14 protein-coding genes are annotated in these 13,908 nt (G+C 71.1%); 7 read left to right on the top strand and 7 right to left on the bottom strand.

All coding sequences use genetic code 11. The features are described from left to right. Window positions 1-42: 42 nt before the first annotated feature. The 3 genes from V7E45_RS07440 to V7E45_RS07430 are packed head-to-tail and all read left to right on the top strand — an operon-like array spanning window position 43 to window position 3,598. Entirely contained in the window at window positions 43-567 is a 525-nt protein-coding gene (locus tag V7E45_RS07440) for a PadR family transcriptional regulator (RefSeq protein ID WP_333773285.1), read from the top strand. Further along, complete coding sequence (locus tag V7E45_RS07435) at window positions 564-1,253, top strand: ABC transporter ATP-binding protein (RefSeq protein ID WP_319147734.1); 690 nt, start codon at window positions 564-566, stop codon at window positions 1,251-1,253. The genes V7E45_RS07440 and V7E45_RS07435 overlap by 4 nt, the downstream gene beginning before the upstream one ends. Further along, the gene (locus V7E45_RS07430; RefSeq protein WP_333773284.1) at window positions 1,250-3,598 is read left to right on the top strand and encodes an FtsX-like permease family protein; all 2,349 of its coding nucleotides are present in this window, start codon (window positions 1,250-1,252) and stop codon (window positions 3,596-3,598) included. Before V7E45_RS07435 ends, V7E45_RS07430 begins: the two co-directional genes overlap by 4 nt. Window positions 3,599-3,690: 92 nt before the next feature. Here V7E45_RS07430 and V7E45_RS07425 read toward each other — a convergent pair whose 3' ends face one another. Continuing rightward, complete coding sequence (locus tag V7E45_RS07425; RefSeq protein WP_443055971.1) at window positions 3,691-4,638, bottom strand: LysR substrate-binding domain-containing protein; 948 nt, start codon at window positions 4,636-4,638, stop codon at window positions 3,691-3,693. A gap of 140 nt (window positions 4,639-4,778) precedes the next feature. Between V7E45_RS07425 and V7E45_RS07420 the strand changes: the two genes are divergently transcribed. Both V7E45_RS07420 and V7E45_RS07415 read left to right on the top strand, forming a co-directional pair. Further along, window positions 4,779-5,333 carry a peroxiredoxin gene (locus V7E45_RS07420; protein WP_333773282.1) on the top strand — a complete coding sequence of 185 codons (555 nt, stop codon included), beginning with the start codon at window positions 4,779-4,781 and terminating at the stop codon, window positions 5,331-5,333. A gap of 3 nt (window positions 5,334-5,336) precedes the next feature. Further along, window positions 5,337-5,870: an alkyl hydroperoxide reductase gene (locus tag V7E45_RS07415; protein WP_020941952.1), complete on the top strand. Its 534-nt coding sequence runs from the start codon at window positions 5,337-5,339 to the stop codon at window positions 5,868-5,870. Window positions 5,871-5,898: 28 nt separating this feature from the next. On the opposite strand, the gene V7E45_RS07410 is transcribed toward V7E45_RS07415, so the two are convergent. From V7E45_RS07410 to V7E45_RS07390, 5 genes are all read right to left on the bottom strand, one after another. Then, window positions 5,899-7,221 (bottom strand): AI-2E family transporter, encoded by a 1,323-nt coding sequence (locus tag V7E45_RS07410; RefSeq protein ID WP_333773281.1) that lies wholly within the window; start codon window positions 7,219-7,221, stop codon window positions 5,899-5,901. 138 nt (window positions 7,222-7,359) lie between these two features. After that, on the bottom strand, window positions 7,360-8,073 hold the full coding sequence (locus tag V7E45_RS07405) for a transglycosylase SLT domain-containing protein (RefSeq protein ID WP_333773280.1): 714 nt from the start codon (window positions 8,071-8,073) through the stop codon (window positions 7,360-7,362). Between the two features lie 403 nt (window positions 8,074-8,476). Then, a complete protein-coding gene (locus V7E45_RS07400) occupies window positions 8,477-9,802 on the bottom strand; it encodes a PhoH family protein (RefSeq protein WP_333773279.1) in 1,326 nt (441 codons plus the stop codon). A 385-nt stretch (window positions 9,803-10,187) separates the two neighbouring features. Then, window positions 10,188-10,961, bottom strand: a complete 774-nt coding sequence (locus V7E45_RS07395; RefSeq protein ID WP_333773278.1) for an isoprenyl transferase — start codon at window positions 10,959-10,961, stop codon at window positions 10,188-10,190. A gap of 623 nt (window positions 10,962-11,584) precedes the next feature. Further along, a complete protein-coding gene (locus V7E45_RS07390) occupies window positions 11,585-12,370 on the bottom strand; it encodes a class I SAM-dependent methyltransferase (protein WP_333773277.1) in 786 nt (261 codons plus the stop codon). A 51-nt stretch (window positions 12,371-12,421) separates the two neighbouring features. On the opposite strand from V7E45_RS07390, the gene V7E45_RS07385 reads away from it, so the two are divergent. Continuing rightward, window positions 12,422-12,991: a DinB family protein gene (locus V7E45_RS07385; RefSeq protein WP_333773276.1), complete on the top strand. Its 570-nt coding sequence runs from the start codon at window positions 12,422-12,424 to the stop codon at window positions 12,989-12,991. Here V7E45_RS07385 and V7E45_RS07380 read toward each other — a convergent pair. Next, on the bottom strand, window positions 12,981-13,469 hold the full coding sequence (locus V7E45_RS07380; RefSeq protein WP_333773275.1) for a GNAT family N-acetyltransferase: 489 nt from the start codon (window positions 13,467-13,469) through the stop codon (window positions 12,981-12,983). The two genes, V7E45_RS07385 and V7E45_RS07380, sit on opposite strands and share 11 nt — an antisense overlap. A gap of 99 nt (window positions 13,470-13,568) precedes the next feature. On the opposite strand from V7E45_RS07380, the gene V7E45_RS07375 reads away from it, so the two are divergent. After that, the coding region (locus V7E45_RS07375; protein WP_333773274.1) for a DUF192 domain-containing protein at window positions 13,569-13,908 on the top strand (340 nt) is incomplete at its 3' end.

Raw genomic sequence — 13,908 nt, 5'->3', positions numbered from 1 at the left:
CGCGTATACATAGTGCGTATACACCGTGTGTAGAGTGCTGCCATGTCCATCGGTCACACCCTCCTGGGGCTCCTTGAGTCCGGCCCGCGCCACGGCTACGACCTGAAGCGGGCCTTTGACGAGAAGTTCGGTCACGACCGGCCGCTGCACTACGGCCAGGTCTACTCGACGATGTCCCGGCTGCTGAAGAACGGACTCGTCCAAGTCGACGGGATCGAGGCCGGCGGCGGCCCCGAGCGCAAGCGGTACGCCATCACGGACGCCGGCGTCACCGACGTGGCGCGCTGGCTCGCGACCCCGGAGAAGCCGGAGGAGTACCTCCAGTCGACCCTCTACACCAAGGTCGTCCTCGCGCTGCTCACCCACCGGGACGCGGCCGACATCCTCGACACCCAGCGCGCCGAACACCTGCGCAGCATGCGCGTCCTGACGGACCGCAAGCGCAAGGGCGATCTCGCGGACCAGCTGATCTGCGACCACGCCCTGTTCCACCTGGAAGCCGACCTGCGCTGGCTGGAACTGACCGCAGCCCGGCTGGACAAGCTCCGCGCGGAGGTGACCCGATGACCCCTCCCCCCGGTTCCCTGCTCGTCGCCGAGGACCTGCGCAAGGCGTACGGCCCCACGCTCGCCCTCGACGGCGCCGGGTTCTCCATCCACCCCGGCGAGGTCGTCGCCGTCATGGGACCCTCCGGGTCCGGCAAGTCGACACTGCTGCACTGCCTCGCCGGGATCGTCCGGCCCGACTCCGGCTCGATCACCTACGCGGGCCGCGAGCTGGCCACCATGAGCGACGCCGAGCGCAGCGCGCTCAGGCGCAGCGACTTCGGGTTCGTCTTCCAGTTCGGACAGCTCGTCCCCGAGCTGACCTGCGTGGAGAACGTGGCGCTTCCGCTGCGGCTGAACGGCACCTCCCGCAAGGCGGCCGAGAAGGCGGCGCTGGGCTGGATGGAGCGCCTGGAGGTCGACGACCTCAAGGGCAAGCGGCCCGGTGAGGTCTCCGGCGGTCAGGGACAGCGGGTCGCGGTGGCGCGCAGCCTGGTCACCGGGCCCCGGGTGCTGTTCGCCGACGAACCCACCGGCGCGCTGGACTCGCTCAACGGCGAGCGGGTCATGGAGCTGCTCACCGACGCGGCCCGGTCCACCGACGCGGCCGTCGTCCTCGTCACGCACGAGGCACGGGTCGCGGCCTACTCGGACCGCGAGATCGTCGTGCGCGACGGCAGGTCCCGGGACATGGAGCGGGCCATATGAGGGTGCGGCAGTGGTCCAGGGACCTGGCCCTGGGGGCCCGGTTCGCCTTCACCGGCGGCCGCGAGGGCTGGGCCCGGGTGCTGCTCACGGCCATCGGCGTGGGGCTCGGCGTCGCGCTGCTGCTGCTGACGACCGCCCTGCCCAGCGCCCTGGCGGTCCGGCACGACCGCGACCAGGCCCGTCTGGACTACACCTACGGCCGGGAGCACACGGCCAGGGCGGACAACACCCTGGTGATCGCGGACGCCGATTCGACGTACCACGGAGCCGACGTCCGCGGCCGCCTGGTGGAGCCCGAGGGGCCGCGGGCACCGATCGCCCCCGGTCTGACCCGCTACCCGGCGCCGGGCGACATGGTCGTCTCCCCGGCCCTGAAGCGACTGCTCGGCTCGGCCGACGGCAGGCTGCTGCGCGAGCGGCTGCCCTACCGGGTGACCGGCACCATCGGGGAGTCCGGACTCATCGGCTCCCACGAACTGGCCTACTACGCCGGTGCGAAGGACCTGGCACCCCGCATCAACGGCTGGCAGACCGCCCGGATCACCTCGTTCGGCAACCCGAACGCGGCACCGTCGCACACCGACCCGGTGCTGATCCTGCTGGTGCTCGTCGTGTTCGTGGTGCTGCTGATGCCGGTCGCCGTGTTCATCGCCGCGGCCGTGCGGTTCGGCGGCGAGCGGCGCGACCGCAGGCTGGCGGCGCTGCGGCTGGTCGGTTCCGACAGCCGGATGACCCGCCGGATCGCCGCCGGCGAGGCCCTCGCGGGCTCGCTGGTCGGGCTGGTGTTCGGCACCGTCTTCTTCCTGATCGGCCGCCGGCTCGCCGGCTCGGCGGAGATCCTCGGCATCAGCGTCTTCCCCAGCTACCTCAACCCCACGCCCGCGCTGGCCGCGCTGGTCGCGGTCACGGTCCCGGCCGCCGCGGTGCTGGTCACCCTGCTCGCCCTGCGCGGCGTGGTCATCGAACCGCTGGGCGTGGTCCGTACGGCCAGGCCCGCCAAGCGCCGGCTGTGGTGGCGGCTGCTGCTGCCGCTGGGCGGACTGGCGATGCTCGCCCCGATGATCGGCCAGGGCCGGTCGAACGGCTCCTTCAACCAGTACCTGGTGATCGGCGGCGTGCTGCTGCTGCTCGTCGGGGTCACCGCGCTGCTGCCGTGGGTCGTGGAGGCCGTGGTCGGCCGGCTCGGACCGGGCGGCATCGCCTGGCAACTCGCCGTACGCAGGCTTCAGTTGAGCAGCGGCACGGCGGCCAGGCTGGTGAACGGCATCGCGGTGGCGGTGGCCGGCGCGATCGCCCTGCAGATGCTGTTCGCGGGCGTCGAGGGCGACTACACCAAGGACACGGGGCAGGACGTCGACCGCATCCAGATGCAGGTCCAGCTCCCCCGGGGCACCGCGCTCGGCTCCGCCGACCGGGACTTCACCGCCACCCGGGGCGTACGGAAGGCCATCGCGCTGGGCGACCTCCAGGTGGCCGACGGCGCCTGGAACACCGAGAACGGGCCGCACACCTCGTCGAGCGCCACCGTCGGCGACTGCGCCGCGCTGCGCGAGGTGGCGAAGCTGCCCTCCTGCCACGACGGTGACGTCTTCGTGGCCACGGGCGGGGACAAGCAGATGGACAGCGACACGAGGAAGCTCGCCGTGCCGGGCCGCAGGCTCCATGTCGAGACCGGCAACGGCCTGATCCCGGGACGGGACCTCATCTGGTCCGTGCCGGGCGGTCTGAAGCACGCCCGCGCGGTCGACGGCCCGACCGGGAACGTCACGAGCGGCCTGCTGCTGACCCCGGCCGCGACGCCCGGGCGGCTGGCCGGGGCCATGCGCACCCAGGTCTACCTGGCGCTCGACGAGTCGGTGCCCGACGTGCGCGAGTACGTCCGCAACACGGCGGCCGGGGTGGACCCGCTGGCGGACGCGATGGAGTGGTCGTCCACCGAGCAGTCCAGGAAGTTCACCTCCATCCGCACCGGTCTGCTGGTGGGCGCCACCTGCGTGCTGGCGCTGATCGGCGCGAGCCTGCTGGTCTCCCAGCTGGAGCAGCTGCGCGAGCGCAAGAAGCTGCTGTCGGCGCTGGTCGCCTTCGGCACCCGCCGGCGCACGCTGAGCCTGTCGGTGCTGTGGCAGACGGCCATCCCGATCGCGCTCGGCCTGCTGCTCGCGGCGGCCGTGGGGCTGACGCTCGGCGCGGTGCTGCTGAAGATGGTCGGTGCGACGGTGGGCGTCGACTGGCCGGGCGTGCTGACGATGACCGGCATCGGCGCCGCGGTCGTCGTCGCGGTCACCCTGCTCAGCCTGCCTCCGCTGCTGCGCCTGATGCGCCCGGACGGCCTGCGCACCGAGTAGCCCCCGCCCCGTCGCCGACCGCCGCATGGGCCCTCCCGCCGGGGGCCCATGCGGCGTCGTCGTCCTCGGCACTTCTTACGGCGCCCGGGTGCTCAGCCGTCGGTGCCGAGGACCCGGACGGGCAGCGGGCACATGGCCTCGCGCAGCGCCTCGGCGAGTTGCCCGTACTCCGCGCCGCGGGCGGAGCCGGTGCGCATGGCGAGGGCGATCCGGCGGCTCGGGGCGGGTTCGGCGAAGTACCCGGTGAGCAGCTGGCTGCTGCGGGTGGTCTCCACCTTGACGGCGGTGCGCGGGAGCAGGGTGCAGCCGAGGCCGCCCGCCACCAGCTGCACCAGGGTGGAGAGCCCGGCGGCGGTGGTGGTGACCGGGGCGTCCTCCCGCCCGGCCTCGCGGCAGATGTCCAGCGCCTGGTCGCGCAGGCAGTGGCCCTCGTCCAGGAGCAGCAGGTTCAGCTCCCTCAGGGCCTCGCGCGGGATGCCCTCCCGGCCGCCGAGCCAGTGGTCCATCGGGGTGACCAGCACGAAGTCCTCGTCGAACAGCGGGAGTTCGGTGACGCCGGGGACACCGAGCGGGACGGCGAGCAGCAGCAGGTCGAGGCGGCCGGAGTTCAGGCCCTCGACGAGGTTCGCGGTCTGTTCCTCGTGCACCTGGAGGTCGAGGTGCGGGTACCGTTCGTGCACCAGCCGCAGCACGGTGGGCAGCAGATAGGGCGCGACGGTCGGGATCACCCCGAGCCGCAGCACACCGGTGAACGGCGCGCGGACCGCCTCTGCCTCCTCCAGCAGCGCCGCGACCTCGTCCAGCACGGCCTTGGCGCGCACCGCGAGCCGCTCGCCGGCGGGCGAGAGCAGCACCTTGCGCGTCGTACGCTCGAGGAGGGTCACGCCCAGGGTCTCCTCCAGCGCCGAGACCGCGCCGGACAGGGCGGGCTGGCTCATCCCGATGGCGGCCGCCGCGTCCCGGAAGTGCAGGTGCTCGGCCACGGCGGCGAAGGCGCGCAGCTGCGCGAGGCTCGGCTGCCTCCGCTTCCCGCTACTGATGGTCACTGATAGATACCTCCGATCAACTCGACCGAGTGTAGCTATTTCACTAATCAATGCACCCTGTGCCAACATCGACAACGTCCAACCCAAAGGGAAAATCCCCCAAAAAGGGTGTTTCCTAGCTGCAAGGAGAGCAAGTGCTCACTGTCGGTGACAAGTTCCCCGAGTTCGAACTGACCGCCTGCGTCTCGCTGGAGAAGGGCAAGGAGTTCGAGACGATCAACCACAAGACCTACGAGGGCAAGTGGAAGATCGTGTTCGCCTGGCCCAAGGACTTCACCTTCGTGTGCCCGACCGAGATCGCCGCGTTCGGCAAGCTGAACGACGAGTTCGCCGACCGCGACGCGCAGATCCTCGGCTTCTCCGGTGACTCCGAGTTCGTCCACCACGCCTGGCGCAAGGACCACGACGACCTGCGTGACCTGCCGTTCCCGATGATGGCCGACTCCAAGCACGAGCTGATGCGCGACCTGGGCATCGAGGGCGAGGACGGCTTCGCCAAGCGCGCCGTCTTCATCGTCGACCAGAACAACGAGATCCAGTTCACCATGGTGACCGCCGGCTCCGTCGGCCGTAACCCCAAGGAGGTCCTGCGGGTCCTGGACGCCCTGCAGACCGACGAGCTCTGCCCGTGCAACTGGAGCAAGGGCGACGAGACCCTCGACCCGGTCGCGCTGCTGGCTGGTGAGTGACCCATGTCGCTCGACTCGCTGAAGTCCCTCGTCCCGGACTACGCCAAGGACCTGAAGCTCAACCTGGGCTCGGTCATCGGCAACTCCGACCTGCCGGCGCAGCAGTTGTGGGGCACCGTGCTGGCGACCGCCATCGCCTCCCGCTCCCCGATCGTGCTGCGTGAGCTGGAGCCGGAGGCCAAGGCGAACCTGTCGCCGGAGGCGTACACCGCCGCCAAGGCCGCGGCCGCCGTCATGGCGATGAACAACGTCTTCTACCGCACCCGCCACCTGCTGTCGGACCACGAGTACGGCACCCTGCGCGCGGGTCTGCGGATGAACGTCATCGGCAACCCCGGTGTCGAGAAGGTCGACTTCGAGCTGTGGTCCTTCGCGGTCTCCGCGATCAACGGCTGCGGCATGTGCCTGGACTCGCACGAGCAGGTGCTGCGCAAGGCCGGCGTCGAGCGCGAGGTGGTCCAGGAGGCGTTCAAGATCGCTTCCGTGGTCCAGGCGGTCGGCGTCACCCTGGACGCCGAGGCCGTTCTCGCCGAGTAGTACGGCAGTGGTTCCCCCGGGACCCCGCTCACACCTCGTGGGCGGGGTCCTGCGCGTTCTCCTCCTCGACGGCGACGGGTACCTCGTCGGCCGGCTCGGGCGGTGACTGCGGTTGCTGGGCCTCCAGCGAGTACTGCCGCAGATAGCCCACCACCGTGTTCGTCACCGCCACCAGCGGTACGGCCACCACCGCGCCGCCGATGCCGGCCACCATGCCGCCGGCCGCCACCGTGAGGACCACGGCCAGGGGGTGGACGCGCACCGCGCGGCCGAGGATGAACGGCTGCAGCACGTGGCCCTCGATCTGCTGGACGGCGAGCACCACGACCAGCGTCATCAGGGCCGTGAAGACACCCTGGGTCACCAGCGCCACGATCACCGCCAGCGCACCGGAGGCGACCGCGCCGACCAGGGGGATGAAGGAGAACAGGAAGATGAAGACGGCCAGCGGGACGGCCATCGGCACGTCGAGGAAGTAGATGCCGATGCCGATGAAGATGGCGTCGATGAGGGCGACCAGGACCGTGCCCCGGACGTAGGCCGTCAGGGTGCGCCAGGCCCGCGGGCCGGCCCCGGCCACGCCAGGCCGGGCCGCGGCGGGCACCAGCTTCAGGAACCACTGCCAGATGCGCTCGCCGTCGTAGAGCAGGAACAGCGTCGAGAAGAACACCAGCAGGATGCCGGTCAGCGCCTCGACGACGACCTGGACTCCCTCCAGACCCGCGGACGTTATCTGGTCGGTGTTCGCGCCGATGGCCTCGCGCAGGTTCTTGGCGATCTGGTTGATCTGCTTGTCGGTGACGTGGAAGGGACTCTTCAGCAGCCAGTTGCGCAGATCGTCGATGCCGTTCTGGATCTGGTTGGAGAGCGTGTCGATGTTCTCCATGACCTGCCAGGTCACGAACCAGCCCATCAGGCCGATGACGACGAAGCCGAGGATGGCGGTCAGCGCGGTGGCCGGACCGCGCGGCACCCCGCGCCGGGTGAGCCGGGCGACCGTCGGCTGGAGCAGCGCGGTGACCAGCAGGGCGATGACGAAGGCGAAGACCACCAGCTGCACGGCGCTGATGACCCGCATGAGGACCCACACGGTCCCGGCCAGGACCAGCAGCCGCCAGCCGGCCTCGGCGGCGACCCGCACACCCCAGGGCACCGCCTGGGCGGGGTCGGGGCGGGGCCCGGACGGCGCGGCCGGCCGGGGTGCGGGCACCACCGGATCGGCGGCCCGGCGGGCGGGGGCCGATACCTGCCCGTCGTCCTGGTCCACCTCGGCGCGGCGCTCGTCAAGGCGCTCGCTCATCTCGGTCAGACCGGCTCCGAGCCGGCCGAGCCACCCTGGCACTCGCGACATGCTTCGTCCTCTTCCCCCGCGTCCCCGGGTGTACGCCACACCAGCCCCTGGAGTCGTTCGCATACGACCGTACAGGGCGAAAGCCCCTCCCCCTGGGACGGGGAGGGGCTCTGCGAGGTCGGGTTGTGACCGGGCGGCCTAGTACCAGTGGTTGGCCTGCCAGAACGACCACGCCTGACAAGGGCTGCCGTACCGGCTGTTCATGTAGTTGAGGCCCCACTTGATCTGGGTGGCCGGGTTGGTCTGCCAGTCGGCACCGACGGAGGACATCTTGGAGCCGGGCAGGGCCTGGAAGAGTCCATAGGCGCCGGAGGAGGCGTTGACGGCACGGTAGTTCCAGCTGGACTCGTGGTCCACGATGTTGCTGAAGCACTGGAACTGGCCGGCGCCCACCATCTGGCTGGCCATCGCCTGGATCTGCGCGACGGTGTAGCTGCCCTGGACGGGGAAGCTGGAGGTGTCACGGGTGGAGCGGGTGGCCGCGGTCTTCGCCTCGGCGCGCTCCTTCGCCTCCTTGGCGGCCTTCTGCTGCGCGGCCTCCTTCTTGGCGATGGCGGTTTCGGCGGCTGCCTTGCGGGCGGCGGCCTCGGCATCCTTCTTGGCGCTCGCGTCCGCGGCGATGGCCTGCGCGTCGGCCTGCTGCGTCAGGGACGCGGTCTGGACCTGCGCCTGCTCACCTACGGGTATGTCCGCGAGGAGCGTGGTGTCGGCTGCCGTCGCCTCGGCGTCGTTGGGCTGCGCGGTGCTGCCCGAGGCAACACCGACGACGCTTCCGACAGCGGTGACCGCGGTGGCCGAAGCCACTGCCAGTCCCCGGACCGAAATCCGGCTCACACGGTTTCCTTCCAGCATCGCCCGCTTCGGTGACCCTGGCGGACGCAATCGTGCCCCCTGACACTGGCCTCCCAACTGCGGGGTCACGGGAGGCGCGGGCCCGGTGGGCAACTCCCCTGAAGGGAGCGCCGCATGGTGCTCGGGCGGCATACGACGACGCTATGGAGTTGAAGGCGATGCCTCGGTGGTGCCGTACCGCTGGGGGTACAGGTGTGTCGTATGCGGGGCCTGACAGGAATGAGACTCTGCCGTAACCCGGCACCGGGTGGCAATTCTGTGTTGCGTGTGAAAGCTCACACCTCGTTTGCCGCCAGGGATTTCTGGAAACCGCCACACGCGAAGGCGCCGCCCGGCTAGGCTCTTGGCCTTTGCCGGACGGCGCCAACGAACGTCACCCGGACGCCAGATGGGCGTCACCGCATCAGATGTGGCCGTCCTCCAGCATTTCGGTCACAAGCGCCGCAATCTGGGACCTCTCGGAACGCGTCAGCGTGACGTGCGCGAAAAGGGGATGCCCCTTCAGCTTCTCCACGACGGCGACCACACCGTCGTAGCGCCCCACCCGCAGATTGTCCCGCTGTGCCACGTCATGGGTGAGAACGACACGGGAGTTCGCGCCGATCCGGGACAGAACGGTCAGCAGGACGTTCCGTTCCAGGGACTGGGCCTCGTCGACGATGACGAACGCGTCGTGCAGGGAGCGGCCCCGGATGTGGGTGAGCGGCAGGACCTCCAGCATGCCGCGCGCGGTGACCTCCTCGATGACCTCGCGGCTGGTGACCGCGGACAGCGTGTCGAAGACGGCCTGCGCCCAGGGGCTCATCTTCTCCGCCTCGGAACCCGGCAGATAGCCCAGTTCCTGGCCGCCCACCGCGTACAGCGGCCGGAAGACCATCACCTTCTGGTGCTGGCGGCGCTCCAGGACCGCCTCCAGGCCCGCGCAGAGCGCGAGCGCCGACTTGCCGGTGCCGGCCCGGCCGCCCATCGAGACGATGCCGACGTCCGGGTCGAGCAGCAGGTCGAGCGCGATGCGCTGCTCGGCGCTGCGGCCCTTGATGCCGAACGCCTCCCGGTCGCCGCGCACCAGCCGGACGCTGCCCTCGGCGGTGACCCGGCCGAGTGCCTTGCCGCGTTCGGACTGGATGGTCAGGCCGGTGTGCACGGGGAGGTCCGAGGCCTCCGGGACGTACACGCGACCCTCGTCGAAGAGGATGTCCACCTGCTCGCCGGGGAGCGTCAGTTCGGACATTCCGGTCCAGCCGGAGTTCTCCGTGATGGCGAGTTCGGCGCGGTACTCCTCGGCCAGCAGGCCGACGGAGGACGCCTTGATCCGCAGGGGCAGGTCCTTCGAGACGACGGTGACGTCGAACCCCTCCGCCTGCAGGTTGCGGGCCACCGCGAGGATGCGGGAGTCGTTGTCCCCCAGGCGGTAGCCGCTGGGCAGCACGCTGGGGTCCGAGTGGTTGAGCTCGACACGGACGGTCCCGCCCAGCTCCCCGATCGGGATGGGGGCGTCGAGGCGGCCGTTCCGCACCCGGTAGTCGTCCAGTAGGCGCAGGGCCTGGCGGGCGAAGTAGCCGAGTTCGGGATGGTGCCGCTTGGCCTCCAGTTCCGTGACCACGACGATGGGGAGCACGACCTCGTGCTCGTCGAAGCGGGTCAGGGCGTTCGGGTCGGCCAGCAGGACGCTGGTGTCGAGAACATAGGTGCGCCGGTCTGGCATGCGGCGCTTTGCGCTGGTCACCACGGAAGGACGTACCCCCTCGGATGAGGTCGGGGAGCGACGAGACGGAAACCGGGCCGGGAGAGCGGGAGCATCGCGACCGGTACCCGGCTCCCGCGCGAGGCGGGCCGGACACCGGGCCTCCGCGGCTGCTTCCGTGCGGTGAGCGCACGGTCGGGCTGGTGCAAAGGGCCTCCCGGGCGGGACGGCCCCGTGCCGCCCGCTGAGATCCGACACCCGTGGTTCGGGCGTCGACCTGGTTGCCTTATGCCCTCGAACACGCGCCACCATGCAGAAGTGGCCAACAGCGCGACGGTGAACTCGTCGTTACTTCCGCCCCAACCGGGGTATACGGAACGCCCCGCCGCACGGTCGGCGGCGGGGCGTCCGGTGTGTCCGGGTGCGGCTGTCAGCCGCCGTAACGGCGGTGGCGTGCGGCGTAGTCGCGCAGCGCGCGCAGGAAGTCCACCTTGCGGAAGGCCGGCCAGAAGACCTCGCAGAAGTAGTACTCGGAGTGCGCCGTCTGCCAGAGCATGAATCCGGACAGCCGCTGCTCGCCGCTGGTGCGGATGACCAGGTCCGGGTCGGGCTGGGCGCCGGTGTAGAGGTGACGGCCGATCATGTCGATGTCGACGGAGTCGGCGAGGTCGTCCAGGGAGACGCCCTTGTCCCGGGCGTCGAGGAGCATGGAGCGCACGGCGTCGGCGATCTCCTGGCGGCCGCCGTAGCCGATGGCCACGTTCACCACTATTCCCTCGACGTGGGCGGTGGTCTCCTCGGCCTCCTTGAGGGTGCGCTGCATCCCGGCGGGCAGCAGGTCGGGGGTGCCGACGTGGTGCACCCGCCAGCGGCCGTCGGCGGCGAGGGTGCGCACGACGTCCTCGATGATGCCGAGCAGGGGGCCCAGTTCCTCCTGCGCGCGGTCGAAGTTGTCCGTGGACAGCAGCCACAGGGTGACGACCTCGACGTCGGTCTCGGAGCACCAGCCGAGGAACTCCTCGATCTTGTCGGCACCGGCCCGGTGGCCGTGGACCGTGGTGGAGCCCGCGGCCTTGGCCCAGCGGCGGTTGCCGTCCATGATCACGCCGATGTGCTTCGGCACCTGAGCGTGGTCCAGGTGACCCTCGACCCGGCGTGCGTAGAGCCTGACGAGCAGGCCGCGCAGCTTGTCGCGCAGGTTCACGGTGAGCCCCTCCATATGGCGCGGTTGTGGTCCCCCCGCAGGGCTTGAGGTTACTCCGGCGAGGCTCCGGCGCCTTCGCAGGGTGCGACGAGGAAGAAAAAACGGGCCGGTCCGTGGGGGGGAGACGGACCGGCCCGAGGGGGGGTTTCCACCATAACCCTTCGTGAGGGCCGGCGCGCGCATCGGCGTGGCACAACTACTCTCCGGAGTCGACCGGCGACGCCCGGAGGGGCCCGGAATGGTGTATTCAGGGGCGTCTCATGGCTGGTTCACAGTGGATTCCCAGGCGATCCGGCCCTATACGGAGTGATGTACAGGGTTTGGGCCGTCTTGGGGACACCTCGGCGAGTTGTCCGGGGATCCCTCCGACGGGCTACCCGGTCAGCGAACGGTGACTTGACGGTTCCGCTACGGGCTTCCGGGGCATCGCGGCACCGCGCAGCCCCCTCCACTGCGCGGTACCGCCCGCGCGGTTTTGCTGGCGCGAATTACCTTGGCCTGAACCTATGTGACGCGTGGGGCGCGTGTGAGTCGTCGCCGATAACGATGTGGAAACCCCGGGGAGACTTCGGATGAACCCCGGGTGAACCGGGCGGTGCCCGTCCCGGTGTCCTGTCGGCCCGTCAGCGGGTCGGTTTTCGGACGTCGAACAGATGCCGGGCGCTGTGCGCCACGAAGGGGCCCTCCCGCTCGATCCGCTCGTGCAGCGCGCGCAGCCGCGGTTCGTACGCCTCGGCCGTGAAGCCCGGCACCATCCAGACCACCTTGCGCAGGAAGTACACGACGGCGGCGATGTCGCGGAACTCCATCCGCAGCCGCTCCGCCCTCAGGTCCACCACCCGCAGGCCGGCCGCCTCCGCCGCGGCCCGCTCGCCCTCGGGGTCGCGGGCGCCGCGCACGTGCGCGGGCTGGGGTCCCAGGAAGAACTCGACGAGCTCGAACACACTGGCGGGCCCGACGTGCTGGGCGAAGTAGGTGCCGCCGGGCCGCAGCACCCGGGCGATCTCGTCCCAGTGGGGACGCACCGGGTGCCGGCTCAGGAGCAGGTCGAAGGCCCCGTCGGCGAACGGCAGCGGCTCGTCGTCGGCCGCGGCGACGACCACCACACCGCGCGGCCGCAGCAGTGCGGTGGCCCTGGCGACGTTCGGCGGCCAGCCCTCGGTGGCGGCGACCAGCGACGGCCGGTCCGGCTCGGCCCGGCCCAGGGCGAAGTCCAGCACCTCGCCGCCCCCGGTCTGGATGTCGAGCGCGGCCTCGGCGCGGGCCAGCCGCTCCCCCGCCGAACGGGCGTACCCCCAGGACGGCCGCGCCTCGGTGGCCCGCCCCTCGAACCAGGAGAAGTCCCATCCCTCGGTGGGCGCCGCGGCCCCCTCGGCGACGAGATCCGCGAAGGAACGCTGCTCTGCCATGTCCGCCATGATCGCAGCGCGCTGTCACCGGGTCCTGCTAATTTCCGCCGCATGACGACGACCGCCTCCGACGGCGCCTGCGAGGGCACTCCCGACGACACCGCTGATGGCGCCACGGGTGACGCCACGGACGAGAAGCGCATCCTGCACGCGAGCCTGGACCGGCACCGGGACGCCGTGCTCTGGAAGCTGGAGGGACTCGACGACGAGCAGTTGCGCCGGCCGATGACGCCCACCGGTACGACCCTGCTCGGCCTGGTCAAGCACCTGGCCTCGGTCGAGTACGGCTGGTTCGTGGAGACGTTCGGACGCGAGGCCGAACCGCTGTGGTTCGACCCGTACCAGGACGAGGACACGCGCATCGCCCCCGGCGAGACGACGGAGCAGATCGTCTCCTTCTACGGCCGCGCCCGCGCCGCCGCCGACCGCACGATCACCGAACTGCCCCTGGACGCGCCGGGCCGGCCGGCCTGGCGGGACCGGTCCGTGTCCCTGCGCTGGACGCTGGTCCACATGATCGAGGAGACGGCACGGCACGCCGGCCACATGGACATCCTGCGCGAGCTGATCGACGGCGCGACCGGCGACCACCGTCCGGCCGGGGACCCGATCAGCAACTGACCTGTCCGGCCGGGGAGCCGCCGAGGACGAGCAGGACGTGCTCGTCCTCGCCGTGCCGGACCGTGCCGGCCCGCTCGAAGCCGTGTTTCTCCAGCAGGCGGACGGAGGCCGTGTTGCCGGCGAACGGGTCGGCGTACAGCGGCCGCGCCCGGTCCAGCTCCAGGAAGAGTCCGAGCGCCCGGGAGCCCACGCCCCGGCCCCAGTACGGCCGCCCCAGCCAGTAGCCGACGAACCGCCGCTCGCCCTCCGTCCACGAGACGACGTGCCCGGCCGGCTCCCCGTCCGCGACCACGGTCCGCACCAGGCAGTCGGGATCGCCGAGCACCCGCTCCCGCCAGTGCCGCAGGAAGGCCTCCCGCGGCCGGGGAGCGAACCGCGACCGCCGGACCGCCTCGGGGTCGTGCTCCTGGACGAGGAAGACGTGGAGGTCCTCCTCCGTGACAGCCCTCAGCCGGACTTCGGGACGCTCGCCGCTCATGCCGTGCAGTCTGGCAGCGACCACTGACAACGCCCCTGGCCGTCCGCTCCTTTACGCCCGGCGTGCCGTGGGTACGGTCACCGCGGAGGTGACGGGTACATGGCGCGCTGGCGGGACGGTCACGGGAGTCTGCTGATCCATCCGGACGAGGGCGGGGCCCCGCTCACCGTGCCGCTGGAGATCGCGGCCTCCTACCGGGCGCGGACCAGGGGCCTGTTGGGCCGCGACACGGTCGAGGGGGCCATGCTCCTCTCCCCCGCCGGCAGCGTGCACACCTTCGGCATGCGCGTCCCCATCGACGTCGCCTACCTCGACCGCCGGCTGAGGGTCATCACCGTGCGCACGATGCCTCCGGGCCGCCTGGGCCTGCCCCGGCCGCGCTCCCGACACGTACTGGAGGCGGCCGCCGGGGCGATGGCGGGGTGGGGGATGCGCGCGG

It is taken from the genome of Streptomyces sp. IBSBF 3136 (assembly GCF_036815105.1).
Classification (GTDB): Bacteria; Actinomycetota; Actinomycetes; order Streptomycetales; family Streptomycetaceae; genus Streptomyces.
Note: the sequence above shows the minus strand (reverse complement) of the source record. Positions and strands in the feature narration are given on the sequence as shown.

Excerpts from the sequence above, each read along its gene's own strand:
- V7E45_RS07435 (WP_319147734.1), top strand. The coding sequence starts at position 564 with ATGACCCCTCCCCCCGGTTCCCTGCTCGTCGCCGAGGACCTGCGCAAG.
- V7E45_RS07380 (WP_333773275.1), bottom strand. The coding sequence starts at position 13,469 with ATGAGCGGCGAGCGTCCCGAAGTCCGGCTGAGGGCTGTCACGGAGGAG.
- V7E45_RS07385 (WP_333773276.1), top strand. The coding sequence starts at position 12,422 with ATGACGACGACCGCCTCCGACGGCGCCTGCGAGGGCACTCCCGACGAC.
- V7E45_RS07415 (WP_020941952.1), top strand. The coding sequence starts at position 5,337 with ATGTCGCTCGACTCGCTGAAGTCCCTCGTCCCGGACTACGCCAAGGAC.
- V7E45_RS07390 (WP_333773277.1), bottom strand. The coding sequence starts at position 12,370 with ATGGCAGAGCAGCGTTCCTTCGCGGATCTCGTCGCCGAGGGGGCCGCG.
- V7E45_RS07405 (WP_333773280.1), bottom strand. The coding sequence starts at position 8,073 with ATGCTGGAAGGAAACCGTGTGAGCCGGATTTCGGTCCGGGGACTGGCA.
- V7E45_RS07430 (WP_333773284.1), top strand. The coding sequence starts at position 1,250 with ATGAGGGTGCGGCAGTGGTCCAGGGACCTGGCCCTGGGGGCCCGGTTC.
- V7E45_RS07410 (WP_333773281.1), bottom strand. The coding sequence starts at position 7,221 with ATGTCGCGAGTGCCAGGGTGGCTCGGCCGGCTCGGAGCCGGTCTGACC.
- V7E45_RS07440 (WP_333773285.1), top strand. The coding sequence starts at position 43 with ATGTCCATCGGTCACACCCTCCTGGGGCTCCTTGAGTCCGGCCCGCGC.